This is a genomic window from Caldimonas brevitalea, from assembly GCF_001017435.1.
In the GTDB taxonomy this organism is placed as follows: Bacteria; Pseudomonadota; Gammaproteobacteria; order Burkholderiales; family Burkholderiaceae_C; genus Caldimonas; species Caldimonas brevitalea.
In genome coordinates this window covers 6,017,160-6,042,922 of record NZ_CP011371.1, presented here as the reverse complement: position 1 = coordinate 6,042,922, position 25,763 = coordinate 6,017,160, and the positions used below count along the sequence as shown (strand labels likewise).

Here is a 25,763-nt window from a genome sequence, read left to right as displayed (position 1 = left end):
GCGTGCGGCCGCTGTCACGTGCCGCCTTGCTTGCCCGTCACGCGGTGAGGCGGGTCGGGCGGAGGCGGATGCTGCCAAGGGGCCCTCCGCGGCGCTTGTACTCAACCGGGTTGTTCGTCACCAGATGTGTCGTTTGCTGTGGGGGCGACCGAATCAGCAAACTTATGAAACTTTGCTTTCTGTGAGACACAAGTAAGACGTGAAAAGAGGGCTGCAGAACTCGGGGACATGAGTGCAAGACGTCTACCGCTTTGGGTCGCGTCCCTTAACAAGTTGCGGTCGGGGCAGGGCGGTCACGGCCGCGGACGTCCGGGAACAACACGGAGGCATCGCCGGTCATCCACGCGTTGTCGATCCGCACATGTGTCATCGCCCACTGCCTGCCTTCGCCTGCATGCAGCCGCACACGGTAGAAGTTTTTGAGCAACAGGTGACGGCTGTGGTCGCCTGCAGGGAGGTGCTGAGCCTCGACGAGCGCGAGCAGTTGCGCGTGGCGGCCTTCGACCCAGATGCGCGCATTGGAGACGCTGTGGGTGGTGTCCAGCCCCTGCACTGCGGCGGTGATGGCCGCGACGATGTCGCCGCGCCCGCGCAGCACGGGCAATTGCGCACCGAGCCTGGCCGCGGGCTGCGTGAAGTCGAGTTGGGCGTCGTCGGCGAAGGCCGAGGCGAACAGCGCCCAGTCTTTCAGGTCCTGTCCCGCCGCGAAGCGGTGCAAGGCGTCGAGCACGTCCCATCGCTCGGTGGCGTCGCCGACTTGGTCATGCGGCAGTTCGGTCGCGGTCAGGATGTCGAAGGCCCTGTTGGGCCGGGAGGTGTGAGGGCGGGAGGTGTCGGACATACACGGAACTCCAGGCTGGTTAGAGTGGAGCCCGGAGCATTCCAAAAAGGGGCGTGCCATGTCGTCTGGTATCCCGCCGGCAACCAGTCCGGAACCGGCGCCGGTGGTCGGGTTCGATTACTGTGGCGGCGCCTCGTGCGCCGCCGAGATTGCGAGTGTGGCGGCGCTCGCCTCGGGTCGTTGGTCGATGCCCGTGCTGGAGGCGCTGTACTTCGCCGGCGCCCCGACGCGGTTCCGCGCCTTGCAGCGGCAGATCGGCGCGATCACGCAGAAGGCGTTGAGCCGTGAGCTGACGCAGTTTGTCCACCATGGCATTGCGGCGCGCCACGCCAGCGGGCGCGGCGACCGTCACGTCGTGTATGTCCTCACCGACCGTGGTCTTGCATTGATGCAGTTGCTGGACCGGCTGGGTCAGTGGCGCAAGACGCAGCTGACCGGCCTTTGCGGTGGAGCTTGAGCCGCAGGCCGACCTGCAGCGTGGCCGGTCAGACCACTGGTGCGGCGAGTGACGCGCCTCGGGCGGCGATGTCCGCATCGCGAGCCTCCCCGTCCGTCGGCGCCGACCCCGCTGCAGGAGGTTCGGCCAGCAGGAAGGCTGCGATCTTCTCTTTCAACTCCGGTGCCGCCAGCACCTTGGTGTGCCCGTGTCCGGTGGTCTTGACGAGCTGGGCACCTGGGCACCAGCGGGCGATGCGGTCGCCCTCGAGGGGGTCGACAACACGGTCGGCCTCGTCGTACAGGAGCAGCAGTTCTGGTCCGGCGCCGGCGAAGGCCCGGCCGGCGGCAAGATCGGCCCAGGTGGTGGTGAACTGCTGCGCGATGTGCTCACGGTACAGGTCCACCACGGCCGCAGGCGGGTCCAGCTTTTTGCGCACGACGTCGATCGGGGGAAAGGGGTGCGACGGCGAGCAGATGCAGACCCACCGGCGGGCGCGCAGCCCCTTCAGCGAGCGCGAGGCCATGGCGGCGAGGCCGCCGGCCGAATGCCCCACGACAGCATGCACCGGCTCGCCTTGCAGGGCGGCCACGAGTTCGGCCGGTTCGTCGATGAAACAGCGCCATCGCGTGCGTCGACCCGGTGCATCGCCGTGCCCCGTCACCTCGAGCGCTATGCAACGAAAGCCGCATGCGGCCAGGTGAGCGGCCAGCGGCGCCATCTGCCCGGACCGGCCGTTCCAGCCGTGCACCAGCACCACCAGCGGGCCCGTCTCACCCCATTGCCACGCGACGTGGCGGCGTTCGGGCCCGACGCGGATGCGGGTGGCGAGGGCGAGCGCCTCGGCCTGTGCCGGCGTGAGCGGCGGCCGTTGGGTTCGGGTTGCGAGAGCCGCGACCAGCTTGAAGGACAGCCGCTGCGGGAGCGAGCGGACCAGCATCCGCATCAGTTTCATCGTCATAGCCCGGGCAGGCTAGCGGCTCTGACCATATGTTCAAGAACATATGATGCGGCATCACTGCATGCGACGCGCGTGCGGACGTGCCGGGGCGTCCGGTGACCAGAAGAAGGTGGGGCGTTCGTCACCGACGTCGTCGCGCCGCAACAGCCGCTCCGCTTGCGCCCGGCACGTGGCCGCGAGCTGCGATTTGAGATCCGCGTCGTCTACGGTCGATGCAACGGCAAAGGCGCCCAGCGCCATCGCGGCTGCCGCGAGCGCTGCGGCCCGGTCCTCCGTCGGATCGCCGGCTGCCTCTGCCAGTCGTTGCACCAGCGCCTCGAAGGCCGGGCCATACCCGGCGCGTACGTCGGGGTGGCCGCTGGCGATGTCCGCGACGAGGAATCGGGCCGCGCTGCTCGGTGTGTCGAGCGAGTCCGGGCGGGGCTGGCAAGCGTGGAACCAGCGGTCGAGTTCCTCGCTCACGTCGCCGACCGGCCCGGCATCGACGGCCCCGTCCCCCAGGGCCTCCCGGTACAGCGCACCTTTACTCGCGAAGTGCGCATAGAAGGCGCCGCGTGTGAGGCCGCAGTGGGCCATCACCGCGTCGATGGACGTGGCCTCGAAGCCATAGTTGGAGAACAACTCGCGCGCACTGGCCAGGATGCGCTGGCGCGAGCGAGACTTGTGCGTGGGCGAATGCGGCATGGCACTGGTTCTAATGGGACGGCCTGCTCATTCTCGCGTCGTTCCTTCGTTCGTGCGCGCGTGCCGTGCCAGGGGGCCGTGTCGGCGACGGGGGTGTCTCGCTTCAAGGGGCGCGGCCGACCCGAGGGGAGCTTTCGCCGCCTTCGACGTGACGCGGCGCATGCTCCGGCGGCTGCCGGTCCCCGGAGAGCTGTTGCTGCAGCCGTCGGATCACGCGCTGCTGCTCGGCCGCCGTGTGCTCCAGCGTGTCGATGCGGCTGAAGGCCTGGCCCAGCCAGGCATGCCCGAGGGTGACTTGGAACGCCATGCCGGCGATCACCGCCAAAGCGGCCACCACGGCCGAGTGCGCCGCCAGCGCCAGTCCCAAGGCGAGCCGATGGCGCACGATGAAGCGGCCGGCCCGGTAGGCCCACGCCCCGTGCCGGGCCTGGACCGGCAGGCGCTCCAAATGGCGCAGCACATCGTCCCCCAACTGTTCCGCCGAGGCATAACGCAGCGCCGGCTCCTTGCGCAGCGCCATCATCACGATGGCGCCGAGGTCGCCTCGCAGCTCGGCCCGCAGCTGCCGGTCCGCGACGGCCTTGCTCGGCGGCGTCGGCTCGTCGTGGCAGATGGCCTGGGCCAGTGCGAAGTCGTTGTGCGTCGGCACGCCGAGGTAAGGCGACGCGCCGGTCAGCAAACGATGCAGCACGACGCCGAGCGAGTAGATGTCGCTGGCCGGGGTGATCGGGCCGCCCTGGATCTGCTCGGGGCTGGAATAGTGCAGCGTGAGCAGGCGCTGGGCCGTCGCGGTGCGCGGTCCGGCGGCGCTGCCGGCCGACGTGAGCCGGGTCGCGATGCCGAAGTCGAGCAGCTTGACCACACCGGCCCGGTTCACCAGGATGTTGCTGGGCTTGAGGTCGCGGTGCACCACGCCGTGCAGATGCGCATGGTGCACCACCTGGCAGACGCTGCGAAACAGCAGCAAACGTTGCCGCACCGGCAGTTGCAGGCGTTGCGCATGAAGGTCGATCGGTTCGCCGTCGACCAGCTCCATCACGAAGTAGGGGCGGCCGTCGTCGGTGACACCGCCGTCGAGCACGCGGGCGAGGTTGGGATGGTCGAGGCTGGCCACCAGCTGGCGTTCGGCATGGAAGCGGGCCGTGGCCTGGTCGCGGTCGAAGCTGTCGCGCATCAGCTTGACGGCCACCTGCAGCTCGTACTGGCCGTCGGCCCGCTCGGCCCGGTAAACGTCGCCCATGCCGCCGCGACCGATCAGCGCCACCAGCCGATAAGCGCCCAGTCGCTGACCGATCAGCGGGCCGTGCTGCGGACCCGATGGGAGGTCGCGCGACGCGACAGCGGGCGGGTCGAGCAGCGTGTGACTCGGCGCTGCGGCGGCGACGAGCGACCGGATCTCCTCGCCCAGCGCCGCGTCCTGCTCGGCCAGGCGTGACATCAGCGCGTCGCGGTGCGACGGCGGCAGTGTCAACGCCTCGGCGAGCAGCTGTTTGACGGCCTGCCACCGTTGCACCTCAGGACGGGATGGGAATGCCTTCCGGTTCACGTTGCACTCCAGCCGGGTGATGTTGAAAGAGGATGGCAACCCGGATCAGGCAACCCCTGCACACTGGGGGCACGATGCCGCCGGTCGAGCTTCACCTTAGCGTCGCGCGCCGCTATTGCAACCCATGCCCTGGCGGGCCGACAGGGAAGCGATGCCGCGCGGCAGAATCAGAAACCGCCCGCAGTGCGAACGACAGGAGCGGCCCCTTGCAGCATGGAGACGAGAGCCTGACGGTAAGGCCGCGTGGTTCGAGATCACCGACGGCCTGCCGCAACACGACGAGTTCGGGTGACGTGAGCGCCGCCTGAAGCGGGGGGTCGAGCCCCCGCACCCTCCCTCACAACCTCTGGGCGCCGTTGTCGAGCTTGCCTTGCAGCCGCAGCGTGCGGCCGGTCTTCGCCTCGAAGCGGAAGAAGCTGCCGTCGACGGTGCCGAGGTAGTCGTCGAGTCCGTCGCCCTCGACCACGCCGTTGCCTCGCCCGAGGCGTTCATCGCTCGGCGAGAACTTGTTGTAGTCGGTGTTGTCCCCGGCGATCGAGGCGCTCGGATGGGTGTGATAGACGGCCACCGCGCGGCTGCCGTCCGGCGCGCTGTGGTTGACCTCGTGCCGTCCGGTGTCGACCTTGTCCGGCTCGCACTGCGTGCGCGGCGGCAGCGCGTAGAACCGGCCCTTCACGGTGTAGATGACGCCGCCGTATTCCTTGGCCTGCGCGACCGACAACGGCAGGATGGCATTGAGCGCCTTGCGCGCGGCCGCTTCGGCAGTGCTGCCCTGCTTGGGCCAGCCGTCCAGCTCGCGCGTGTGGTTGATGGTGATGCAGGCGGGCGGCGGCTCGACGGGCCTCGACTTGGGCATGGGGACTCCTCGTGTTCTTGTGAAAGGGGTGTTGCCGCTGCCCGCCGGTACCTCGGGCGGCGGCGTCCGGCTCCTTCCAGACCCCGCCACCCAGCCGGGTGGCAGCGGCAACACAATCACTCTACCGAGCGTCGCCGGCGCGACCGATCCTTCGGAATAGGGAGCCGTGTCCCTGTTTGAGGGGACGTGCGCGCGGGCCCGACGGACGGGGCCGCGGGTGTCACGGGCAAGCGGCCACCACCTTGCCGTACAAGCTGTCGAGATCGACCTGCGCAGGAAACCCCGAGGGCAGGTGCCCGGAGTAGAACCCGTGCGCGCGCAACCCTGCGAGATAGGGATGCCGCACATACTGCTGACTGAAGTGCCCGGTGTCGGCGAAGTAGTGCGTGAACAAGCGCGCCGGGTCGAGCGCCCATTCGCCGCGATGGCTGGCGCCGTCGTTGCCGTCGTCCCATCCCCAGGGGGCGTTGGCGGCATCGACGCTGCAGCTCTTGACGCCCGCACCGCAGCCGCCGCTCGTGTCGCCCTTGAACGCGCCCCAGTGGCTGAACGTCAGTGCATGCACGGGGGGCTGCACCGCATCGCTCAAGGCGGCACTCCACAGCCCACCCGGCCCGCTGAGATCGACCAGCCGGTAGGCGACGTTGCGGTCGTTGCCGGAGCGGGGGGAGGTGGCGGCGTCTTGCGTCGGGAAGTACACCACCCCGTCCTGGTTCGCGCTGCCGTCGAAGTCCGACGTATAGGGCCAGGCCTTCAGCCCGTGCCCCTTGGCCTCCTGGACCGTTTTCACGCGTGCAACGCCGTCGTGCATCTCGAACGACACCCCGCCGTCGATGTTTTCGTGGCCGGCGGTGTAGGGGCTGTCGGGCGGCGTGTACGAATAGAAGTCGGTGTGGAACACCGTGATCATGCCTTCCAGCTTGCCGAAGGTCGAACCGTCTTTGCGGATGGCGAGGATGACACCTTCCAGGTCGTTCTCGTGCTCCTGGTCGAACAGCGTGTCCGACCAGTCACGCGGGTGAAAGAAGGCATAGGTGATGAAGTGATGGGTGCAGCTTTCCACCGCCGAGTAGTAAGCGGTGGCGGGCCACAGGCCGTTGCCGCGGTTGTCCCAGTTGTTCGTGCTGATGCGGTCGGCGTCGTAGTCGAAGGCAGTGATGTAGTCCGATGCGGGGTCGCTGGCATCGGTGTCCTGGTAGTGGACCGGTGCATGGTGAAAAGCCAGTTCGGCCGGCGTGACGCTGCGGGCGGCGGGCGAAATGCAATAGACGATCGCGCAGAGCGCGACGGCGCTCGTGAGTCTTGGCATGGAAGCTCCCGAAGTGGAGCGAAAAGGCTAGGCCGGGATGGTGTCGGCGCGATGAAGGTGGCGCTCACATGTGGTGCGGGTGCAGGAGCGGTGGGACGCCGAGGCCGGACGTTGCTCACCATATTGAAGGGCACACGGTGCTTGCGTTCTCGCCTCAAAGCGCGCTCCACAAAGTCCGGGAACCTGTGCACTTCTTCATCGTTCACTGCCTGCCATCCCCCTATCCAGTGGGTTCGGCTGCAGATCGACCACTGACAGCGGCTCGCTTTCGGGGGGCCGGTGATATCCTGCCGCGGCCCTCGATAAGCAGGACCGGCGCGCAGCAGTGACAGTCGCCGGAAGAAGGGCACGAAATGGGGTCGGGATGTTGCAAGTACTGAAAATGTGGGCCGTCGGGCTCGCCGTTGTCGCTAGCTTGGTGGGTTGCGGCGGCGGGGGTGGTGGCGGTGGTGGGGGCGGAGGGAGCCCAGCACCAGTCGAGACGGCGCCGGTCATCGGCGCCCAACCGAGCGATCAGACGATCGTGAGCGGGCAAACCGTCCAGTTTTCGGTGCAGGCCACAGGCACCGGCCCGTTGCGCTACCAGTGGATGCGCAACGGCACTCAGATTGACAGCGGCACAGCCGCCTCGCTTTCGTTTCCCGCAACGCTCCAGGACGACGGCGCTCGGTACTCGGTTCGCGTCAGCAACAGTGCGGGCGCGGTCAACAGCAACGAGGCCGTCCTGCGGGTCACCCCCTCGGTGGTGCCGCCATCCATCGTGAAGTCGCCTGCGGCCTTGCAGGTGCAAGCGGGCCAGCCCGCGCAGTTCGTCGTTGAGGCGGCTGGCTCTGCTCAACTGGTCTATCAGTGGCTGCGCAACGGCGTCGCGATCAACGGCGCCACTTCGAGCACGTACACGTTGGCCGAGGCGCAGCCGGAGGACAACGGCGCGTCGTTCACGGTGAGCGTCAGCAACGCGGCCGGGGCCGTCTCCTCGACGTCCGTGACCTTGACGGTCACGCCTGCGCCGGTGGCACCCGTGATCGCCGCGCTCAACGCGCCCAGCAGCGTCAGCGCCGGGGGCTCCGCCACCTTCACCGTGACGGCCAACGGCACCGGGCCGCTGCAGTACCAGTGGTTCGAGAACGGCGTGGCCATCGAGGGTGCGACGGGGGCGAGCCATACGGTGGTGAACGCAAGCGTGCAAGACCACTTGAAGGCGTATTCGGTCGCGGTCGTCAACGCTGCGGGCAGCACGCGCAGCGCACCCGCAATCCTGCGGCTGGCACCTGTGCCTGAAGTGAACGTCGGTCGCACCGGGTGTTGCTATGTCGCGTTTGCGCGGGGGCCCGTGGCCGGCCTCTTCTCCTGGGGCCAGAACGTCAATGGCCAGCTGGGACGGCTCGCCGATGACACAGAGGCGATCACCCCCGGGCTCGTTCCGTCCTGGCTGCCGTCCGGCGTCGAAATTCGTCAGGTGTCGGTGGGCCATCTGCATACGGCCGTCCTCGCCTCTGACGGGAGCGTATGGTCTTGGGGCGCTAACGTCACGGGCGAGTACGGCAACGGCACCGTCGCCATCAGCGGTCTGCCGCCTGCCGACGGCACGCTTCAGCCGCCGGTCAAGGCGGTGTTCCCTTCGGGAACGGTGCTCCGGGCCGTTGGTGCGGGGGACCGGTATTCGGTCGCACTCGATTCCGCTGGCCAACTGTGGGCGTGGGGAGCGGTCCACTCTGGCGTCGGCAGTTCCTCTGCCACGCCGACGAAGCTGAACGTGCCCGCCGAGGTGCGATTCACCGCCGTCTCGGTGAGCGAAACCTTCGCGCTTGCGCTCGACACCACAGGTCGGGTCTGGGGTTGGGGCGTGGAGCCGGCCGTCCTGGCGACACGCACGGGTCCGAACCTACAGCCCAGCGTTCTGAACCTCACATTGCCCGCCGGGCGCAAGGTGGTCTCGGTTTTTGCCGGTGTGATGCGGGCGGTGGCCGTGACGGACGACGGGAATGCCTATGCGTGGGGCGACAACACGTGGGGGCGCTCGGGACCGACAGCGAGTCATCCTCCGCTTTCGATGTTTCCCGGGTGCTGCTGGACCTGGCACCCGGTGTGGCCGTGGTGCAAGCAGCAGCAGGCCGCAACCACACCTTGTTCCTGACCTCGGACGGCCGCATCCACGCCGCCGGATTGGAAGAATTGGGTTTGCTCGGCAATGGCCAAAACAGGCTTTCCGTGCATCACCGAGTGCCGGTTGCCACCTTGCTGGTGGGACCGTCCGGACTCGGGCGCGTCACCTCGATTGCCGCATCCGAGCACAACTCCTTTGCGGTGCTCGCGAACGGCGCTGTCTACGGCTGGGGCCATGCTGACATCGGAGACGGTTCTGCCGCGGCGCGCCTCTCGCCGGCGCCAGTGGGCTCCTTGGATCTGCAATGACTTGTGCGGCCGGCCTTCTGCCCAAGAGGCCGGCCCGAGGAACTTCTCCAGGACAACCGCCTGCACCCTAGCCTCGCGCGTCTGGCCGCTTCGAGCGTCCCACCGCGGCACAAATGCTTTGCGCGGCAAGCCGCCGCGCGAAGAGCTGCCATGAGACCGCCGGGCGCTCGCACGGCGGCCTCTGAACGTGGCACCTGCTGGCCGCACGAGCGCTGCCGGGCAGAGACACGCGGGTCTGAATGGCTGGCCGGTTCGCCTGCCATACCAGGAATGTTCAGTTGTGAACAGCTGGGTACGCCATGCCGCGTTGACCTAGGGTATGCCCGTAGAATCGAGCAGGGAACGTTGACTGCGGGCATACCGCGTGTGGCGGCGTTTCGGAGAAAACCATGAGTCTCGTCTATCTCATCAACGGAGAACCCTTCACATCGACAGCATCCGGTGGCGATGTCGAAATACCGGTGCAGGAGAAAACGCTCGCGGGAGCCCGCGAGGCGATTTGCGCGGCCTACCGGGCCGAGGGATACGAGGTCAAGCGTATCGAAGTGCTGGACTGGAGTGGCCCTATGAAGCTGTTGGCCGTTTACGCCTACGCAGAGCCGGCCTACGACAACCCACCCGCCTTGCTGCTGTTCACCGTCACCGAAGGCGCAACGGTGGGCCACCAGGAGCCGGCCGATCGGCGCATCGAGCGCGCCCGCCTTGCCACGGTCGGCCAGGAGTAAGTTGAACCGCGGCCGCACGCTTCGCTGCCGCACCCCTCGGCCAGAGCCGGGTCCCGATTGCCGCAGTCTCGAGCATGGGTATAGACTCACTTTCGTACGGCTGCGCTCGCGCCCGGCTACATTAGCGGCTCAGACATACACAAGACCGTTTCTTCAAGGTCTTATCCCGTACCGCTCTGCGAGCAGTTTGCAGAGCCGGCCCAGGTTGAAATCCCGGCTTGACGTTTCTTGAGTGTTTCTGCTTCGCGCAAGTGTTTTGCACGAAGAACCCATCTATTTATTCCATTCAAAGGAACTCAACATGACAACCGAAACCGGCATTGTGAAATGGTTCGACGACGGCAAGGGCTTTGGCTTCATTACGCCTGACAAGGGCGGCAAAGACCTGTTTGCCCACTTCAAGGAAATCGCCGGTAATGGCGGCTTCCGTAGCCTGCAGGAAAACCAGCGGGTTGAATTCGAAGTGAAGCAGGGCCTGAAGGGCCCGCAGGCTTCGAACATCCGGGCACTCTGAGAAGCCAGGGCCTGACGGCCCTGTGTCTCGGGATACGCCAGATAAAAAAACGCGGCTCAGGCCGCGTTTTTTTATGTCCACGCAAATTGCGCCGTCGAGCGCAGTGGGATCGGAAGGCGTCAGGTGGATCGCCGGGCGGCTCTGCGCCGCGACCAGCCCATCACGGCAACCAGCCCCAGCCCGATCAGCGCATAAGTCTCCGGTTCCGGCACCGCTGCGACGGTGAGGTCCAGCGAGCCGGTGCCATAGGACAACGTGTAGCGATACAGGCTGGGGTCGAGGTTGCTGAGCACGGTCGCAAAGCTGCCGCTCAGGCTGCCGTCCACCTCGAGCAGCCGGAAGGTGCCGAGCGTGGGGGTGTCGAGGAAGTTCAAGGCGAGCGTGCCGTCGAGCAACACGGAGCCGGTGACGAACAACTGGTCGGCGTCGCCGCCGGCCAGGTCGACCGCGAGCGTTGCGTCGCCGAAGACCAGTTCGCCGATCAGCGCGCCCCCGCTCACCAGACCTTCGTCGCCCGCGCCGACCTCACCTTGCAGGAAGGAGAAGCGGTCGGCCTCGGCGCTACCTCCTTGCAGCCAGAAGGCCGCGTCGGCGCTGTCCTGCACGAAGGTGTTCACGTGCAGCTCGCTGGCACCGACCACCTTCACAGTGCCGTCGTTGCGCAGGTCGCCCGCGGCGACATAGGCATCCTGCAGCACGGTGGTGCCGGTGCCGGTCAGTCCGGGGCCGCTGAGATAGAAGGTGCCCTGCGGCTCGAACGGCCGGGTATCGCTTTGAGGGATGCCGGTCAACACCACCTTCCCGTCGTTGTGCAGGCCTTGGTCGAACCACGTCGGTTCTTCGACGTAGCCACTGCTGACCTTGAACTCGCCGGTCTTGCCCACGCGCACGGTGCCCGCGCTCCGGAACGCCTTTTCCCATGTCTCCAGCGCCATCTGCCCGTCGACCTGCAACTGGCCGCGGTTGACGAAGCTGCCGGGTTCCTGCAACTGCACCGTGACGGCGGCGCCTTGATGCACCTTCAGCAGGCCGTTGTTTTCCCACCCGGCGTCGGTCTGCATGCTATCGAAGTGGACCTTGCCCTGCTGCACTTCGAACACGCCGTTGTTCTGGAAGCTCGCCATCGAGCCGACGCCGATCCGGGTGGTGGCGTTGCCGGTCTTGCGATAGTGGCCGTCGAACTGGAAGCCGGCGAAGGTGGTGAGAGAGCGGTCGCGTTGGGTCGCCTCGTCGTGGAACACGGCCCCCTGGGCGAGCGTGAGCTTGCCGAACAGGCCCACCGAGCGGTTGCCAGCATCGAGGTGGGTGTCACCCTGTAGCGTGAGGCTGGCGCCGTAGTCGAGGTAGTGGTCCGCCTCGCCGGAGATGCGGGTGCTGCCCTTCACGACGAGTTGAGTGTTGCCCAGCAGGTCGCCCTTGGCCCAGTCCAGCGTCTGAACCGCCAGCTGGCCGCCCCCATTGATCGCGCCGCCGGCCAGGTGGAGGCGGCCCAGCGTGGACCCGGCTGCGTGCAAACGCAGGCTGCCGCCGGTCAGGTTCAAGGTGCCGGTGCCCGTCACCTGGGCTGCCTCGTAGGCGCCGCTGCGCAAGGTGGTGTCAGCCGCACCGAGCAGGGCCCGGGTGGCGGCACCCGTGGGCGCGCCGGCGGACCAGTTGCCAGCCAAGTCCCAGTAGGGTTGTGCGGCACCGCCGGTCCAGGCGGTGTCGGCCGCCAGCACCGGGCCGCCGAACAAGGCGGCCTGTACCGCGAGCGCCAGCAAGGCCCGTCGGCCAGGGCCTCGCGCCCGCTCGGCACCACACGCCGCCGGGCTCGATCGGAAGAATGACATGTATCGACTCCTTGAGATGTTGGTGGAATGCGTAAGCGGCAGCAGCACCTCTTGTCGAGGCCGGGACCGATCTTGCAGCTGCAAAGCATTCCAAAGCGACGCCGCGACATCGGCTTCGCATTGCAAGCAGTGGTAAAGCGTGACAGGCAACAGGCGGGTCAGGGATGGGCTGCTAGTGCAAGGGCCGGGCGTGGAAGGCAAGCGGATAGGCCGGTCGGCCGGGGAACTGCCCGTGGCAGGCGGCTAAGCGCATTCGCGGCACCAGCGGATTACCCCATTTGGAGGGATTGCCGCGGTGAGCCCGGCGTTCGCGGTGACAGCGTGCGCTGCATGCCATCGCACTCGACGCCGAATTCAACGCGGGCGCACGCCTGTCGCGCGATCCGGACTTCTTACTCGGCGTCCGCCGCACGGCGCGCGGCGACGGGGCCGGGGCCGTGTGATGGCACACGCAACACGGCGGCCAATCCGCCATCGGGCCGGTTGCGCAGCTGCAACTGCGCTCCCAGTACCGCCGCGAGCCGTTGTGCAATGGCCAGCCCCAGTCCACTGCCGCCCGTCTCAGGATTGCGCGACGTCTCCAGGCGCTCGAACGGCAGCATCACCTGCGCCAGCCGATGCTCGGGGATGCCGGGGCCGCGGTCCTGCACGGTGAGGGTCACGTCGTCGCCAAGCACCTCGGCCACCACCTCGGCTTGCCCGGCGAACTTGATGGCGTTGTCCACCAGGTTGCCCACCACCCGCTGCAGCGCCTGCGGTCGCGTGCTCAGCACCACCCCCTCGGGGGCCTGCAGCTCGACAGCATGGCCGGCGTCCTGTCGGTCGCACACCAGGCTGTCGAGCAGGGCATGCAGGTCCACGCGCTGCACCGGCTCGTTGGCCGCATGGGCGCTGCGGGCGTAGGCGAGGCCTTCCTCCACCAGGCGCTGCATCTCGGCCAGGTCGGCCTGCAGCTTGTCGCGCGCGGGCTCGTCGGCCAGCAGTTCGGTGCGCACCCGCATGCGGGTGATGGGCGTCTGCAGGTCGTGCGACACGGCGGCGAGGATCTGCAGGCGTTCGGCCATGTGCTCGGCCAGGCGGCGCTGCATCGCATTGAAGGCCGCCGCCGCGCGTTGCACTTCCTGGGGGCCGCGCAGCGGCAGAGGGGGCGCGTCCGGATCCTGGCCCAGACGTTGTGCCGCGTCGGAAAGCTGCCGCACCGGTCGTGTTGCGAGCCGCACGGCCAGCGCCACCACCCCGGCCAGCAGCGCGATCTGCAGCAGCAGGCGCCACACCGTGGCCGCGCTCACGCGCATCCCCGGCGGCTGCACGTACAGCGTGATCGGAGTGCCGTCGGCCAGGCGCAAGCCGACCTGATGCCGGCCCTCGCCATCGACACGGGTGGCCCCTACACGGCCGGCGCCCAGCGATTGCGACAGCGCTTCGACCAGGCGCCGCCCGAACGCGGTGCCGGCTTCAGGACCCGGCGGGACCGGCTGCAAGCTGAAGTGGTAGCTGGGCCGCGCGAGCGGTTCGAGCCAGGTGTTGCGCTCGGAGGGCGGCAACCGTTCGAGCATCGCCAGCGAGGAGGCGACGTCGCGCCCCAGATGCGGCAGCATCATGCTGCCGAGCACCTGCACCCGCTCGCTCATCGCACTCCACAAGCCCAGGCCGTAGGCCGCCACGAGCGCGGCGACCAACAGCGCTGCCACCTGCCCGCCGAGGGTGCGCAAGGGCAGCTTCATCACGGCAGCGCCGCGTGCTCGCGCACCTCGGCGCAGAACACATAGCCCTCGTTGCGCACCGTCTTGATGTAGCGCGCTTCACGCGCGCCATCGCGCAAGCGCTGGCGCAACCGGCTGATCAGCAGGTCGATCGAGCGGTCGTAGGGGTCGGCGTCGCGGCCCTGCGTGAGATTGAGCAACTGGTCGCGTGACAGCACCCGCTGTGGATGCTCGAGCAGCACCCGCAGCAGCCGGTACTCGCCGCCGGTCAACGGCACCAGGGCGCCCTGGGCGTCGACGAGCTGGCGCGAGGTGGTGTCCAGCCGCCAGTCGCCGAACTGCAGCTGTCGCGCTTGCCGCACCGGTTGCAGATTGGGCGGCAGCATGCGGGCGCGGCGCAGCACCGAGCGGATGCGCGCCAGCAGCTCGCGGGTGCCGAACGGCTTGGTCAGGTAGTCGTCGGCGCCCATCTCCAGGCCCACCACCCGGTCGGTCTCTTCGGCACGCGCGGTGAGCATCAGGATGGGCACTTGGGGCGCGCTGCGCGCCCGCAACTCGCGGCACAGCGCCAGGCCGTCGTCGCCCGGCAGCATCACGTCGAGCACGACGAGGTCGATGCGGTGGTCGGCCAACACCCGCCGCATCTCCGATGCATGCGCGGCGAGGCTGACGCGGTAGCCGGCAGCTTGCAGATAGTCGCGCAGCAGCGCGAGCAGTTGGCGGTCGTCGTCGACCAGCAGCAGATGGTCAGGCAGGTCCATGGGAGGACGATAGGGGCAATCCGGCGCCGTGGCCGACGGCGTTTGTATCGCAGTTTGTATGGCGGGGCGGCAGACATGTAGGGCGGCGTTCGGGGCCGATCGGGACATCTGCACGATACAGCCCGGCGCTGCAATACGGCTCTCCTTCACGGCTTCAGCGAGACCGTCATGCACCTTCGTATTCCATCCCGTTCCATCGCTGCCTGCGCTGCCGCACTGTGCGCCGGCAGCGTCGCCGTCGCCCAGACGCCGACGCACCAGCTCGACCCGGGCGGGCGTTTCCTCACGGCCAGCGGCAACCTCGAGGTCGAGGTGGCGCCGTGCGGTGGCAACGCGCTGTGCGGCACCGTCACCAAGGTCATCGCCAACCACGCGATGAGCCGTTCGGGCCAGGTGATGCAGCCGGCCGACCCCCGCCCAGCGCTCGGCATGCAGCTGCTGACCGACTTCGTCGCCGAACCCGCAGCCGACCGCCAAGATGACGCCGCCGGTGCGCGTCCCAGGGAGTGGCGCGGGCGCATCTACAACCGCGAGAACGCCAAGCACTACGACTGCGTGATGACAGTGAACGCCGCGGGCGACCTGGTGTTGCGCGGTTATGTGGGCCTGCCGTTGTTCGGCCGCACGCAGACCTGGCAGCGTGTGGCCACCACGCCGCGCGTGCAGGAGCCGCGATGATGGCTGCGCCGCTGCTGCAACTCGGGCTCGCCGCCGGCGCTGGCGTCGCCACCGTCGCCAGTCCCTGCGTGTTGCCTATGCTGCCGATGCTGCTGGGCGGCAGCATCGGCCAGGCGGACCGGCTGCGACCGCTGCTGATCGTCGCAGGTTTCGTGCTGTCGTTCGCCACCCTGGCGCTGGTGTTCGGGGCCTCGGCACAGGCGCTCGGGGTGTCCGCGGCCTCGGTGCGCCAGGCAGCCGCCGTGGTGATGCTGCTGGCCGGCCTGCTGATGCTGTGGCCGGCCCTCGGGGACCGGCTGTCGGTGTCGCTGCAGCCGCTGGGCCAATGGGGGCACCGCGTCGCAGGCATCGCCACCGGACGCCGCCTGGGCGCGTTCCTGCTGGGCGCAGCGCTGGGCGCCTTGTGGGCGCCGTGCGCGGGGCCGGTGCTGGCGTCCATCCTCGCGCTGATCGCACAGGCACGGCCGGGCGAGGCCGCCCCGCTGCTTGCCGCCTTCGCCGTCGGCGCAGCCGCACCGATGCTCGCGATCGGCTATGGCGGCCAGGCGGCCAGCCTGCGGATGCGGGCGATGGCCCGCCACACCGGACGCTTGCGGCGGGCGTTCGGGCTGGCGGTGGTGGCCGTGGCGGTGGCCATGTTGGCAAAGGTCGACACGCAGGTGGTGGCCGCGCTGTCACGCTGGGTCTCTGCCGGGGCGGCCGCAGCCGTTCAGCCCGAGGCGGATGGGCCGGTGCCCGTCGGTGCGCCGGCGCCCGACTTTGCCGGCATCACCCACTGGCTCAACAGCCCGCCGTTGACGATGTCGCAGCTGCGCGGGCGTGTCGTGCTGGTCGATTTCTGGACGTATGGCTGTGTCAACTGCGTGCGCACCTTGCCCCACGTGCGGCGCTGGCACGAACGTTACGCGGCCGACGGCCTGGTGGTCGTCGGCGTGCACACGCCCGAGTTCGGCCACGAGCGACCGTTGCAAAACGTTCAGGCCGCGGTGCAGCGGCATGGGCTGCGGTACCCCGTCGCGCAGGACAACGGCTACGCCACCTGGTCGGCCTATCGCAATGTGTATTGGCCGGCGTTGTACCTGGTCGACCGCGACGGGCGCATCGTGTTCCGCCATTTCGGCGAAGGGGACGAGGCGCAGGTGGAGCAGCGCCTGCGCCAGGCGCTGGGCCTCGCGCCGTCGTGAGCAGCGCGCACCAGCCGGCTTGCCGGGCCAGAACGCCAAGGGCGGCCCATGCGGGCGGTCGCCTTCAACGGCCTCAAGGTCTGCAGCCTGTCCCAGGTGAACCCATGGGATCGAGGCCTGATGGCCGACGTCAAGGTGTGAAGTGGAGAGAATCGGCCGGCTGGGCGCCAGCGTCACGCCCCGGCTTGCTCGGGCAGCGGGTTGCGGAAGCTCACGTTGAGCAGGTTCCAGGCGTTGATGGCGGCGATCGCGAAGCCGAGTTCTGCGATCTCTTCGTCCGAGAACTGTGCCCGCAGAAGCGCGAACTCTTCGTCGCTCGCATCGGCCTGCGGCAAGGCGGTGACGATCTCGGCCCACCGCAGCGCGGCGCGCTCCCGCGCGTCGAAGAAGGGCGCCTCGCGCCAGGCGGCCACCGCGTTGGCCTGGCGCGCATCGATGTCTTGCTGCATCAGGTCGCGCCAGTGCATGTCGACGCAATACGCACAGCCGTTGATCTGCGAGACGCGCAGGAACACGAGGTCGACCAGACGGTGGCCGAGCAGGTCCTTGCGGATCGCGTTGGACAGGCTGAGCAGGCCCTGGAAGGCTTTGGGCGCGAGGCGGGCATAGGGGAGACGTGCGGTTGACATCAAATCGTTCCTTCTGAGAGAGGGTGGAAGCCGCACCGTGCGGCGTTCACCCTCTCAAGACGCAGCAGACCGGCCGCGCGTGACAACCGCCGTCAACCGGGCGAGGTGATGCCGGCCAGCTTGTCCGGATTGCGCACCGCATAGATGGCCAGGATCTGCTCGCCGTCGCTCACGAACGCCTGGGCCGATTCCAAACGGCCGTTGAGATACCGCAGCAAACCGGGTTCGCCGTTGATCTGGGCCATGCGGTAGACCCAGTCGTCCTGGGCATGGCGCTTCGCGGCGGCCCAGTAGAGATTGGCGATGCGGTCGGCGCCGCGCACCACGTGCAGGAAGGACGGCACCTTGCCGCCGCCGTCGCCGATCACCTGCACGTCGTCGCTGAGCAGCGCCTTGATCGCCTCGCGCTCGCCGCTGCGCGCCGCCTGCACGAACTTCTGTAGCAGGCGGCGATGCGCGTCTTTCGGCACTTCGAAGCGGGGCCGCTCCTGCTGCACCCGCTGGCTGGCCCGGTGCACCATCTGGCGACAAGCGGCTTCGCTCTTGCCAAGCAGGGCCGCCACTTCGGCGTAATCGTGGTCGAACACCTGCCGCAGCAGGAAGGCGGCGCGCTCGTCGGGCGACAACCGCTCCAGCACCCACAGAAACGCCAGCGACAAATCGCTCGCCAGCTCGGCCGCCGCTTCCGGCGTCGCCTCGTCGGGCGCGACCAGCGGCTCCGGCAGCCACCAGCCGACATAAGCTTCACGCTCGGCCTTGGCGGCGCGCAGTCGGTCGATCGACAGCCGCGTCACCACGGTCACGAGCCAGGCCTCGACCGACTGCACCGTCGTCGGGTCGGTGCGATGCCAGCGCAGCCAGGCGTCCTGCAGCACGTCGTCGGCGTCGGCCCGCGAGCCCAGCATGCGGTAGGCGATGCCGAACAATCGGGGCCGTAGCGCGGTGTAGGCGTGGGTGTGGGTATCGAGTGCGGCGGACGAAGGCGTCATGACGGGCGAACCAAGCGAGCTGTGGCAGGACAGCATAAGACGCCGCCCACGCCCGAGTTGTGACAGCCTGGTGTGCCGGCGCGCCGTCGCTACTTGGCCACCGGCATCGTGAACTCGGCGCCCTTGGCGGTGGACTCGGGCCAGCGCTGCATCACCGACTTCTGCCGGGTGTAGAAGCGCACGCCTTCCTCGCCGTAGGCGTGCATGTCGCCGAACAGGCTTTTCTTCCAGCCGCCGAAGCCGTGCCACGCCATCGGCACCGGGATGGGCACGTTGATGCCGACCATGCCCACTTCGATGCGACGCGCGAACTCCCGCGCCACATGACCGTCGCGGGTGTAGCAGGCCACGCCGTTGCCGAATTCATGTGCGTTCACCAGTTGCACCGCCTCGGCGAAGTCGCGCACCCGCACGCACGACAGCACCGGGCCGAAGATCTCTTCCCGGTAGATGCGCATCTCGGGGGTCACGTGGTCGAACAGCGTGCCGCCGAGCCAGAAGCCGCGCTCGTGGCCGGCCACGGTCAGGCCGCGCCCGTCGACCACCAGCTGCGCGCCACTGCGTACGCCCTCGTCGATGTAGCCGCAGATGCGTTCGCGGGCCTGCTGCGTCACGACCGGGCCCATCTCGGCGTCGGGCGCCATGCCGTTGCCCACCTTCAGCTGGCGGGCCCGCTCCGCCAGGCGCGGCACGATCTTGTCGGCCACGTCGCCGACCAGCACCGCGACCGAGATCGCCATACAACGCTCGCCGGCAGAGCCATAGGCCGCGCCCACCAACGCATCGACCGCCTGGTCGAGATCGGCGTCGGGCATCACCACCATGTGGTTCTTCGCGCCGCCGAGCGCCTGCACCCGCTTGCCGAAGTGGGCGCCGCGTTCGTACAGGTAGTGCGCGATCGGGGTCGAGCCGACGAAGCTGAGCGCCTTCACGTCGGGGTGCTCGATCAGCGCGTCGACCGCGACCTTGTCGCCTTGCACCACGTTGAAGACGCCGTCGGGCAAGCCGGCGCGCTGCAGCAGCTCGGCGATGAACAGCGACGCCGAGGGGTCGCGCTCGCTCGGCTTGAGGACGAAGCTGTTGCCGCAGGCCAGCGCCACCGGGAACATCCAGCAGGGCACCATGCAGGGGAAGTTGAACGGCGTCACGCCGGCCACCACCCCGAGCGGCTGGCGCATCGTCCAGTTGTCGATGCCGGTCGACACCTGGTCGGTGTAATCGCCTTTGAGCAGCTGCGGAATGCCGCAGGCGAACTCCACCACGTCGATGCCGCGCGACACCTCACCCTGGGCGTCGCTGTAGACCTTGCCATGTTCCGCGGTGATCAGGGCCGCCAGTGCGTCGCGGTGCCGGTTCAACAACTCGAGGAACTGCAGCAGCACACGGGCGCGGCGGATCGGAGGGGTGTCGGCCCAGGCGGGGAAGGCCGCCTTGGCAGCGGCCACCGCCGCATCGACGTCGGCGGTGGTGGCCAGCACCACCTGGCGGGCCACGTCACCGGTGGCGGGGTTGAAAACCGGCTGGGTGCGCGCGCCCGGGGCGGTGTGGAGGCGCCCGCCGATCCAGTGCCCGAGACGGGTGGCGATGGCGGGGACGGAAGCGAGTTCGGCAGCGCCCATGACAGTTCCTACTTGAGGCGGAAGAGGGCGAAGTCTAGAAGCGGCAGCGGGCTTTGAGAACCCTTCTGCGGTGAGGGGACTGTTCAAAGACTTGAACAATCCGGGGCGCTGTCGGCCCTGGAGCCGCGCCGCCGGCCCGAGCGCGCTTCGATCCGCGAACGCCAAAAGAAAAGCCGGCGGACCTGGGTCCGCCGGCGGGTCATGGAGACGAAGAGAAAGACAGAGGCCGTCGGGCCGGCCGCTGCCCTCGGGTCGGTGGTCAGGCGATGTGGAAAGCCGAGACCGCGTGCACCAGGCCCTCGGCTTGGCGCCGCAGGGCTTGCGTCGCCGCGGCGGCTTCTTCCACCAGCGCTGCGTTCTGCTGCGTGGAGGCTTCCATCGCGCCGACGGTCTGGTTCACCTGCTCGATGCTGCCGGCTTGCTCGCCGGTGGCGCTCGAAATCTCGGCGACCAAATCGGCCAGCTGGCGGATCGAATGCACGATGCGCTCCATCGTCGCACCAGCCCGTTGCACCTTCTCGGTCCCTTCCTCGACCCGCTCGCTCGAGCTGGCGATGAGCGACTTGATTTCCTTGGCCGCGGTGGCGGACCGCTGTGCCAGCGATCGCACTTCTTGCGCCACCACAGCGAAGCCGCGGCCCTGCTCGCCGGCCCGGGCCGCCTCGACGGCGGCGTTCAGCGCCAGGATGTTGGTCTGGAAGGCGATGCCGTCGATCACGGCGGTGATGTCGGCAATACGGCGCGACTGTTCGTTGATGGCCGACATCGTCGTCGTCACATCGGCCACGGCCGATCCGCCCTGGCTTGCCACGTCACTCGCTTCGGCCGCCAACCGGCTGGCCAGCCGCGAGGTCTCCGCGGTGCCCTGCACCGTGGTGCTGAGCCGTTCGATCACGGCCGCGGTCTGCTGCAGCGAGGCGGCGGTGCGCTCGGTGCGGTCCGACAGGTCTTGGTTGCCGCTGGCGATCTCGGTCGAGGCGCTCTCGATTTCGGTCGACGCGCGCCGGATGCCGCCGACGATGCCGTTGAGCTTCTCGGTGACGTCGTTCAGCGCGGCCAGCACCTGGCCGGTGGCGTCCGCGTGGACCTCCAGGTGATGGGGCACCAGGTCGCCCGAGGCCACCCGCTTGGCGGCGGCGACAGCCTGGCTCAACGGCGTGAGGATCAAACGCAGGCACAGCGCGATCGCACCGGCGGACAACAACAGGGCGGCCACGGTCGCGATCAGCGTGCCCATCGTGTTGGCGTGCAGGCGGTCGGCCACGGCGGTGGACTGCTGGACGCTGGCGGCGACCGAGCCTTCGGAGAGGGCGTTCAGGTGCTGGCGCAGATCACGGAAGTGTTTTTCAGCGATGGTGGTCATCGCGGCCGCGGTGGCCACGCCGGCCGACCTGACGTCGATGATGTCGGCGACCGACTTGCGGTACAGGGCGAAAGCTTTTTCCGACTGTTGGACTTGTTCGAGTGCCGTGGCGTCGGAGGCGACCAGCTGTTTCAGCTTGCCGAGATTCGTGGTGATCAGCGTCAGGCTGCGTTCGACCTGCTCGTCGACCTGCTTGATCTGCACCGGCGTCTGCCCCGTCTCCTCATACATGACGCCCTTCAACACCATGCCGTCGACGAAGGCCACTTCACCGATCAAGCCCTTGGCGAGCTGGATGCGCGGCATGCTGTCCTGCGTCAGTTGCGACAGGTCGCCCTCGGTGGCGCGGTTGCCGAGGTAGCTCTGCAGGCTGACGCCCAACAGGCACAGCGCCACCAGCAGGGGCGCGATGGCAATCTTGACGCCGATGGGCAGGTTGGCCAACGTCTTGTTCATGGGAGGCTTCTTGTCAGGGTTGCGACCAGGCACGAGTACGAAATCAAAAGCCGGTGGCCGGTGCGTTCAGCACCGACACCGGCCGTCGAAAGATCACTGGTAGATGCCGACGCCGAGGAAGGTGTTGGCGCTGCCAGGGGTCTTCACGATGTAGGAAGCCTTGTTCTCAGCCTTCTTGGTGGCCGGGTGCGTGAAGGTGTACTGGTACCAGCCGGCGCCCTTGGTCTTGGCGACTTCCGCCATTTCGAGCACCGAGCTCTTGCCGTCGTCGTTCTTCATTTCGGCCATGTTCTTGCCGACCAGCTTGGGCGTCATGCCGTGGGCGACGATGGTGCCGGTGTAGTCGATCGCGAAGACGTACATGTCCTTCTTGATCCAGGTGGCCTTGTCGGTCTGGAAGTCGTTGAAGGCCTTTTCGACGCCGACCTTCTTGACGTGGGCAGCCGCTGCGTCGGCCATGGCTTTGGCTTCATCTTTCGTGCCGCGTTCTTGGGCGATGGCGCCGAAGCTGACAAAACCGGCGACGATGGCGACGGTGGCGGTGCGGGTGAACTTGCTGAACATGAATCGGTTCCTTGCGAGTGAGTAGGAGTGGCCCCTTGGGTTTCGGCATGTGGGCGCATAGGTGAAGTGCTTATGCGGCGCCGGTGTGAGAAATTTGGCGCAGTTGGCGTTTCGGGATGCCGGGGCAGGCGCTTCCGTGGCTGCGCAGGAGCAGGAGTTCTGCTATGCAGACGGCGCGGACATCGCACTCCCGCGCACGAAGGCGGCGGGCTGCGCCGAGGTCCGGGACCGGGCGACAGCTTGGATGTCAGGGCCGCCATCACCGCGGCGAGGGATCGGGCCGGCGGGCGCCACGCGGAACTGCGGGCACTCGTGCAGCCAGCGGCCTGCGGTGCAGAACGTACGATGGCGTCACGTGCGCGGGAGGTCGCGCACGTGTGGGCGAGGGCGAGCGCGAAGGCTCAGGTGGGGATGGGCTTGATGTCGAAGAACCGCATCATCGACTTGAAGCCCGACACGCTCTCGGGCGGGGTGGTGCGCCTCGGGTCGATCAGGGCGGTGGTGTTGTCCCAGTTGTGGTGCTGGGCGCCGTCGCGGTCCTTGTGCTGGAGCGGCTTGCCGTCCTTCGCGTGGGCCATGACACCCTGCGCACCCCAAACCAGTTTCTCGACCTTGCCCGTCCCGCCCTGACTGACCTCGTTGAGGTAGCGGATGAACTTGGACGGGTCGCCGCCCTGGGCGACGTAGACCTTGTAGACGGCTTCGACGTTGCTCCGGCCGGTTGGCTTGCCGGTCTTAGGGTCGGGAGCCCGGCCGGCCAGCAGCTTGGCGGTTTGGGGATCGCTCACGCCCATCGCCTTGAGCATGTCCTCGCCCCATGCCCGGCCGTCCATCTCCAGCAGCTTGCGGTTCATCTCCGCCTTTTGGTCGGCGGTCATGTCCCGGGTCAGGTCCTGGTACAGCGCCACCCCTCGGCCAGGGTCGCTGTGATAGGCGGTCGCAATGTTGCTCGCGCCTTGGTGGATCGGATCGAGCCTGACGTTCTGGTCCTGGCTCGGCGCGGCCTGGCCGGCGGTGTTGCCGGTGTCGACCGCGAGTGTGGTGCCGTGGTTCGTGACCTTGATCTTGTCGCCTCGGCTGACGGTGTCGGGGTCGAAGGCGGCGGACGTGGCGTGGCCGTCGTCGAGGTTGCGGTGGTAGCCGTTCTCGGTTTCCAGCCGGTCGAGCACGAAGCGGGTGCGGCGGTCGGCGCTCCAGTTCTCGGTCTCGGCGCGCTGCCACTCCCCGGGCGTCATCATGCGTCGCTGCACGTCGCCGTTCGCGGCCACCGCCCACAGCGTGTCGCCATCTTCGATCGTGACCTCGAGGTCGTTCAGCGGTGTGTCCTCGACCGTCTTCAGCAAGCCGTCGACGGTGGCCTTGCGCTCGGCCCCGGACAGCTGGAACACGCCGTTGCCGCTCTTCGGGTCGGTGAGGCTGAAGGCGACCGACTCGATCAGCAACTGGGTGTTGTTCTGCTTCAGGTCGCCCTTCAAGCTCTGGCCGAACAGGCCCAGCCGGGCTTGCGGGTCCTGCCGGGCGCCAGCCGGCACCTGGATGCTGTCCAACACGTCTTGCGAGAAGCTCCGGGCTTCGCCGCTGTCTTGCGTGTTCTCGAACACGCCGGCCATGTCGGCGGTCGCCTGCACGTATTCGGCCTGGGTGTCGATCGGCCCGGCCGTCGCATCGCCGCTCTGTTTGCCGAAGTCGGTGTGGGCGTGCTTGCCGAGGTCGTCCGCGATGCCGGCGACCACCTTTTTGTCGTCGACGCCGTTGTAGATGGCCTGCTTGTCTTGCTGCGTCAGCGTCTGCTGCTGGGTCACCTCGCGCAACTGCCGCGCCGCGGCCGCGGCTCCCTGCTGCCGGTAGGTGGTTTCGATCATCGCGACGTAGTTATGGACCTGCGCCGGGTTGAGCGAGGTGGGAGCGGTCATCGTGTCTCCAGTGTCAGGGGTCGCAAGAAAGAAGGGCGGCCGTGCCGCATGGCAACGGCATGCCATGCCATGCGACGAGAACAGCGGGTCGCTCGAGTGGTCAGCTTATCGCCCGGCTTTCACGGCGGACAAGTCCGGGGATTCGTAGTGAGACGGCCTCGAGGCCGCCAAGATGTCAGCGTCGAAGCGGCTTGTCACTGGTGACACGTTTGGGCTCAGACGCGCGCTAGCCTGAGGCGTATCCATTCCAGGCTGCTGCCTGCCATTGAGAAGGACGTCGACATGAACGAATTCGATCGCAAGGTTTTCCTCGTCACCGGTGCCGCCACGGGTTTGGGTGAGACTGTCGCCGAGACCCTCCATGCGCGGGGCGCCGCCGTGGTGTTGGTGGGCCGTGAACTCGATGGCGTCGCGACGGTGGCGCGGCGCCTCGACCCGGCCGGCGAGCGCGCCTTGCCCATCGCGGCCGACGTGCGCGACCCGGCTGCGGTGGCGGCCGCCGTCGAAGCCGCGCTGCGCCGGTTCGGCGCACTGCACGGGGCCGTCAACAACGCGGGTATCACCGGCCCGCGCGCACGGCTCGAAGACCTGGAGGTGCAGGCCTGGCGCGACGTCATCGCCACCGACCTCGACGGTGTGTTCTTCGGCCTGAAGTTCGAGCTGCCCGCGGTGGTGCGCAGCGGCGGCGGGGCCATCGTCAACATGTCGTCGGCCAACGGCGTGGTGGGCGTGCCGGGGCTGGCGGCCTACACCGCGGCCAAGCATGGCATCGTCGGGCTGACCCGGGCTGCGGCGCTCGAATACGCCGAGCACGGCGTGAGGGTGAATGCGGTGGGGCCCGGCTACGTCGACACGCCGCGCATGAAAATGGCGCCACAGGAGGACCGCGCCGCGATGGCGGGCAGCCACCCGATGCCCCGTTTTGCCGAGCGGCACGAAGTGGCCGAACTGGTGGCATTCCTGTTGTCCGAGCACGCTTCGTTCATCACCGGCGGCTTCTACGCCGTGGACGGCGGCTACACCGCACGCTGACGGCCTGCGCGTGTCGCCGCGGGCGGCTGCCACATCAACACTTCCAGGAGACGACGACGTGAACTCTCGCGAAGAACATGTGCTCTACGGCTACAAGGGCAGCGGCAGTGCCGCCATCGAGGCGGCCCTGTGCCTGGCCCGGTTGCCGTTCCGACAGGTGGAGGCGGCGTCGTGGGACGAGCAGTCGGCCCTCGACGAGTTGCAGCAAGTCAACCCGCTGCGCCAGGTGCCGGCGCTGCGCTGGCCCGACGGCAGCACGATGACGGAAAGCGCCGCGATCCTGGTCGAGCTCGGTTTGCGCCACCCCGAAAGCGGTCTGCTGCCCGGCGACCCCACCGCCCGGGCGCAGGCCATCCGCGGGCTGGTCTATCTGGCCGCGAACTGTTATGCGGCCATCGGCATCATCGACTATCCCGAGCGCTGGACCGCCGCCACCGACGAGGCAGACCGAGAGCGTGTGCGCGAGGGCGCGCGCGCCCGGCTGCATCGATTGTGGGACCGCTTTGCCGACAGCTTCCCGGCGCAGCCCTTCCTGAGCGGAGACCGCCTCGGCGCCCTCGACCTGCTCGCCGCCGTGGTGTCGAGATGGGCCGGAACCCGCGCCCACCTGGGCCGCGTGCGGCCGCAGTGGGCGGCGGTGTTGAGTCGCATCGACCAGCACGAGGCGGTGGCGCCGGTGTGGGCGCGCCACTGGGCGGCCGACAGCGACGCCAGCACAGCCTGAATGAACCACGGCGGCGTGTAGGCGGTGCGCGC

At 68.3% G+C, this 25,763-nt stretch carries 24 protein-coding genes; 9 read left to right on the top strand and 15 right to left on the bottom strand.

Going from position 1 to position 25,763, the window contains the following annotated elements:
* Window positions 1-265: 265 nt before the first annotated feature.
* Entirely contained in the window at window positions 266-841 is a 576-nt protein-coding gene (locus AAW51_RS25790) for a nuclear transport factor 2 family protein (protein WP_083438583.1), read from the bottom strand.
* Window positions 842-899: 58 nt separating this feature from the next.
* Between AAW51_RS25790 and AAW51_RS25785 the strand changes: the two genes are divergently transcribed.
* Entirely contained in the window at window positions 900-1,298 is a 399-nt protein-coding gene (locus AAW51_RS25785; protein ID WP_083438582.1) for a winged helix-turn-helix transcriptional regulator, read from the top strand.
* Between the two features lie 28 nt (window positions 1,299-1,326).
* On the opposite strand, the gene AAW51_RS25780 is transcribed toward AAW51_RS25785, so the two are convergent.
* The 5 genes from AAW51_RS25780 to AAW51_RS30540 form a co-directional block, all read right to left on the bottom strand.
* Window positions 1,327-2,232 carry an alpha/beta fold hydrolase gene (locus AAW51_RS25780; protein ID WP_169788081.1) on the bottom strand — a complete coding sequence of 302 codons (906 nt, stop codon included), beginning with the start codon at window positions 2,230-2,232 and terminating at the stop codon, window positions 1,327-1,329.
* A gap of 60 nt (window positions 2,233-2,292) precedes the next feature.
* Window positions 2,293-2,922, bottom strand: a complete 630-nt coding sequence (locus AAW51_RS25775) for a TetR/AcrR family transcriptional regulator (protein ID WP_047196907.1) — start codon at window positions 2,920-2,922, stop codon at window positions 2,293-2,295.
* A 103-nt stretch (window positions 2,923-3,025) separates the two neighbouring features.
* Window positions 3,026-4,468 (bottom strand): serine/threonine-protein kinase, encoded by a 1,443-nt coding sequence (locus AAW51_RS25770; RefSeq protein WP_157360041.1) that lies wholly within the window; start codon window positions 4,466-4,468, stop codon window positions 3,026-3,028.
* 337 nt (window positions 4,469-4,805) lie between these two features.
* On the bottom strand, window positions 4,806-5,324 hold the full coding sequence (locus AAW51_RS30545; protein ID WP_047196906.1) for a DUF4329 domain-containing protein: 519 nt from the start codon (window positions 5,322-5,324) through the stop codon (window positions 4,806-4,808).
* Window positions 5,325-5,544: 220 nt separating this feature from the next.
* The gene (locus tag AAW51_RS30540) at window positions 5,545-6,633 is read right to left on the bottom strand and encodes a hypothetical protein (RefSeq protein ID WP_047196905.1); all 1,089 of its coding nucleotides are present in this window, start codon (window positions 6,631-6,633) and stop codon (window positions 5,545-5,547) included.
* A gap of 523 nt (window positions 6,634-7,156) precedes the next feature.
* Between AAW51_RS30540 and AAW51_RS28560 the strand changes: the two genes are divergently transcribed.
* The 4 genes from AAW51_RS28560 to AAW51_RS25735 all read left to right on the top strand — a co-directional run bounded on the left by AAW51_RS28560 (window position 7,157) and on the right by AAW51_RS25735 (window position 10,287).
* The gene (locus AAW51_RS28560) at window positions 7,157-8,770 is read left to right on the top strand and encodes a hypothetical protein (RefSeq protein ID WP_053013911.1); all 1,614 of its coding nucleotides are present in this window, start codon (window positions 7,157-7,159) and stop codon (window positions 8,768-8,770) included.
* Entirely contained in the window at window positions 8,761-9,048 is a 288-nt protein-coding gene (locus AAW51_RS30535; protein ID WP_169788080.1) for an RCC1 domain-containing protein, read from the top strand. The genes AAW51_RS28560 and AAW51_RS30535 overlap by 10 nt, the downstream gene beginning before the upstream one ends.
* 389 nt (window positions 9,049-9,437) lie before the next feature.
* The gene (locus AAW51_RS25740) at window positions 9,438-9,773 is read left to right on the top strand and encodes a hypothetical protein (protein WP_047196902.1); all 336 of its coding nucleotides are present in this window, start codon (window positions 9,438-9,440) and stop codon (window positions 9,771-9,773) included.
* Between the two features lie 301 nt (window positions 9,774-10,074).
* The gene (locus AAW51_RS25735) at window positions 10,075-10,287 is read left to right on the top strand and encodes a cold-shock protein (protein WP_047196901.1); all 213 of its coding nucleotides are present in this window, start codon (window positions 10,075-10,077) and stop codon (window positions 10,285-10,287) included.
* Window positions 10,288-10,406: 119 nt separating this feature from the next.
* Here AAW51_RS25735 and AAW51_RS31030 read toward each other — a convergent pair whose 3' ends face one another.
* The 3 genes from AAW51_RS31030 to AAW51_RS25720 form a co-directional block, all read right to left on the bottom strand.
* On the bottom strand, window positions 10,407-12,116 hold the full coding sequence (locus tag AAW51_RS31030) for a PEP-CTERM sorting domain-containing protein (protein WP_083438579.1): 1,710 nt from the start codon (window positions 12,114-12,116) through the stop codon (window positions 10,407-10,409).
* Between the two features lie 392 nt (window positions 12,117-12,508).
* Window positions 12,509-13,840 (bottom strand): ATP-binding protein, encoded by a 1,332-nt coding sequence (locus AAW51_RS25725; protein ID WP_047196899.1) that lies wholly within the window; start codon window positions 13,838-13,840, stop codon window positions 12,509-12,511.
* Window positions 13,840-14,580 (bottom strand): response regulator, encoded by a 741-nt coding sequence (locus AAW51_RS25720; protein ID WP_047196898.1) that lies wholly within the window; start codon window positions 14,578-14,580, stop codon window positions 13,840-13,842. The genes AAW51_RS25725 and AAW51_RS25720 overlap by 1 nt, the downstream gene beginning before the upstream one ends.
* Window positions 14,581-14,748: 168 nt before the next feature.
* Between AAW51_RS25720 and AAW51_RS25715 the strand changes: the two genes are divergently transcribed.
* Window positions 14,749-15,258: a DUF2147 domain-containing protein gene (locus tag AAW51_RS25715; RefSeq protein ID WP_047196897.1), complete on the top strand. Its 510-nt coding sequence runs from the start codon at window positions 14,749-14,751 to the stop codon at window positions 15,256-15,258.
* Window positions 15,255-16,442, top strand: a complete 1,188-nt coding sequence (locus tag AAW51_RS25710) for a cytochrome c biogenesis protein DipZ (protein ID WP_083438578.1) — start codon at window positions 15,255-15,257, stop codon at window positions 16,440-16,442. The genes AAW51_RS25715 and AAW51_RS25710 overlap by 4 nt, the downstream gene beginning before the upstream one ends.
* Window positions 16,443-16,615: 173 nt before the next feature.
* Here the strand turns inward: AAW51_RS25710 and AAW51_RS25705 are convergent, their stop codons facing one another.
* The 6 genes from AAW51_RS25705 to AAW51_RS25680 all read right to left on the bottom strand — a co-directional run bounded on the left by AAW51_RS25705 (window position 16,616) and on the right by AAW51_RS25680 (window position 23,975).
* Window positions 16,616-17,074 carry a carboxymuconolactone decarboxylase family protein gene (locus tag AAW51_RS25705; protein ID WP_417903587.1) on the bottom strand — a complete coding sequence of 153 codons (459 nt, stop codon included), beginning with the start codon at window positions 17,072-17,074 and terminating at the stop codon, window positions 16,616-16,618.
* An 89-nt stretch (window positions 17,075-17,163) separates the two neighbouring features.
* Window positions 17,164-18,060 carry an RNA polymerase sigma-70 factor gene (locus tag AAW51_RS25700; RefSeq protein WP_047198311.1) on the bottom strand — a complete coding sequence of 299 codons (897 nt, stop codon included), beginning with the start codon at window positions 18,058-18,060 and terminating at the stop codon, window positions 17,164-17,166.
* Between the two features lie 89 nt (window positions 18,061-18,149).
* Window positions 18,150-19,679 (bottom strand): CoA-acylating methylmalonate-semialdehyde dehydrogenase, encoded by a 1,530-nt coding sequence (locus AAW51_RS25695; protein ID WP_047196895.1) that lies wholly within the window; start codon window positions 19,677-19,679, stop codon window positions 18,150-18,152.
* 259 nt (window positions 19,680-19,938) lie between these two features.
* Window positions 19,939-21,498 (bottom strand): methyl-accepting chemotaxis protein, encoded by a 1,560-nt coding sequence (locus AAW51_RS25690; RefSeq protein WP_047196894.1) that lies wholly within the window; start codon window positions 21,496-21,498, stop codon window positions 19,939-19,941.
* A 93-nt stretch (window positions 21,499-21,591) separates the two neighbouring features.
* Entirely contained in the window at window positions 21,592-22,062 is a 471-nt protein-coding gene (locus tag AAW51_RS25685; protein WP_053013909.1) for a cache domain-containing protein, read from the bottom strand.
* A gap of 401 nt (window positions 22,063-22,463) precedes the next feature.
* Window positions 22,464-23,975, bottom strand: a complete 1,512-nt coding sequence (locus tag AAW51_RS25680; protein ID WP_047196893.1) for a hypothetical protein — start codon at window positions 23,973-23,975, stop codon at window positions 22,464-22,466.
* Window positions 23,976-24,257: 282 nt separating this feature from the next.
* Here AAW51_RS25680 and AAW51_RS25675 point away from each other — a divergent pair, with 282 nt between their 5' ends.
* Window positions 24,258-25,007 (top strand): SDR family NAD(P)-dependent oxidoreductase, encoded by a 750-nt coding sequence (locus tag AAW51_RS25675; RefSeq protein ID WP_047196892.1) that lies wholly within the window; start codon window positions 24,258-24,260, stop codon window positions 25,005-25,007.
* Window positions 25,008-25,065: 58 nt separating this feature from the next.
* Window positions 25,066-25,731, top strand: a complete 666-nt coding sequence (locus AAW51_RS25670) for a glutathione S-transferase family protein (protein ID WP_047196891.1) — start codon at window positions 25,066-25,068, stop codon at window positions 25,729-25,731.
* Window positions 25,732-25,763 lie beyond the last annotated feature (32 nt).

Excerpts from the sequence above, each read along its gene's own strand:
- AAW51_RS25710 (WP_083438578.1), top strand. The coding sequence starts at position 15,255 with ATGATGGCTGCGCCGCTGCTGCAACTCGGGCTCGCCGCCGGCGCTGGC.
- AAW51_RS25780 (WP_169788081.1), bottom strand. The coding sequence starts at position 2,232 with ATGAAACTGATGCGGATGCTGGTCCGCTCGCTCCCGCAGCGGCTGTCC.
- AAW51_RS25735 (WP_047196901.1), top strand. The coding sequence starts at position 10,075 with ATGACAACCGAAACCGGCATTGTGAAATGGTTCGACGACGGCAAGGGC.
- AAW51_RS30540 (WP_047196905.1), bottom strand. The coding sequence starts at position 6,633 with ATGCCAAGACTCACGAGCGCCGTCGCGCTCTGCGCGATCGTCTATTGC.
- AAW51_RS25675 (WP_047196892.1), top strand. The coding sequence starts at position 24,258 with ATGAACGAATTCGATCGCAAGGTTTTCCTCGTCACCGGTGCCGCCACG.
- AAW51_RS25690 (WP_047196894.1), bottom strand. The coding sequence starts at position 21,498 with ATGAACAAGACGTTGGCCAACCTGCCCATCGGCGTCAAGATTGCCATC.
- AAW51_RS25720 (WP_047196898.1), bottom strand. The coding sequence starts at position 14,580 with ATGGACCTGCCTGACCATCTGCTGCTGGTCGACGACGACCGCCAACTG.
- AAW51_RS31030 (WP_083438579.1), bottom strand. The coding sequence starts at position 12,116 with ATGTCATTCTTCCGATCGAGCCCGGCGGCGTGTGGTGCCGAGCGGGCG.
- AAW51_RS25680 (WP_047196893.1), bottom strand. The coding sequence starts at position 23,975 with ATGACCGCTCCCACCTCGCTCAACCCGGCGCAGGTCCATAACTACGTC.
- AAW51_RS25695 (WP_047196895.1), bottom strand. The coding sequence starts at position 19,679 with ATGGGCGCTGCCGAACTCGCTTCCGTCCCCGCCATCGCCACCCGTCTC.
- AAW51_RS25740 (WP_047196902.1), top strand. The coding sequence starts at position 9,438 with ATGAGTCTCGTCTATCTCATCAACGGAGAACCCTTCACATCGACAGCA.
- AAW51_RS25785 (WP_083438582.1), top strand. The coding sequence starts at position 900 with ATGTCGTCTGGTATCCCGCCGGCAACCAGTCCGGAACCGGCGCCGGTG.
- AAW51_RS25715 (WP_047196897.1), top strand. The coding sequence starts at position 14,749 with ATGCACCTTCGTATTCCATCCCGTTCCATCGCTGCCTGCGCTGCCGCA.
- AAW51_RS25775 (WP_047196907.1), bottom strand. The coding sequence starts at position 2,922 with ATGCCGCATTCGCCCACGCACAAGTCTCGCTCGCGCCAGCGCATCCTG.
- AAW51_RS25790 (WP_083438583.1), bottom strand. The coding sequence starts at position 841 with ATGTCCGACACCTCCCGCCCTCACACCTCCCGGCCCAACAGGGCCTTC.
- AAW51_RS25700 (WP_047198311.1), bottom strand. The coding sequence starts at position 18,060 with ATGACGCCTTCGTCCGCCGCACTCGATACCCACACCCACGCCTACACC.
- AAW51_RS25685 (WP_053013909.1), bottom strand. The coding sequence starts at position 22,062 with ATGTTCAGCAAGTTCACCCGCACCGCCACCGTCGCCATCGTCGCCGGT.
- AAW51_RS30545 (WP_047196906.1), bottom strand. The coding sequence starts at position 5,324 with ATGCCCAAGTCGAGGCCCGTCGAGCCGCCGCCCGCCTGCATCACCATC.
- AAW51_RS25725 (WP_047196899.1), bottom strand. The coding sequence starts at position 13,840 with ATGAAGCTGCCCTTGCGCACCCTCGGCGGGCAGGTGGCAGCGCTGTTG.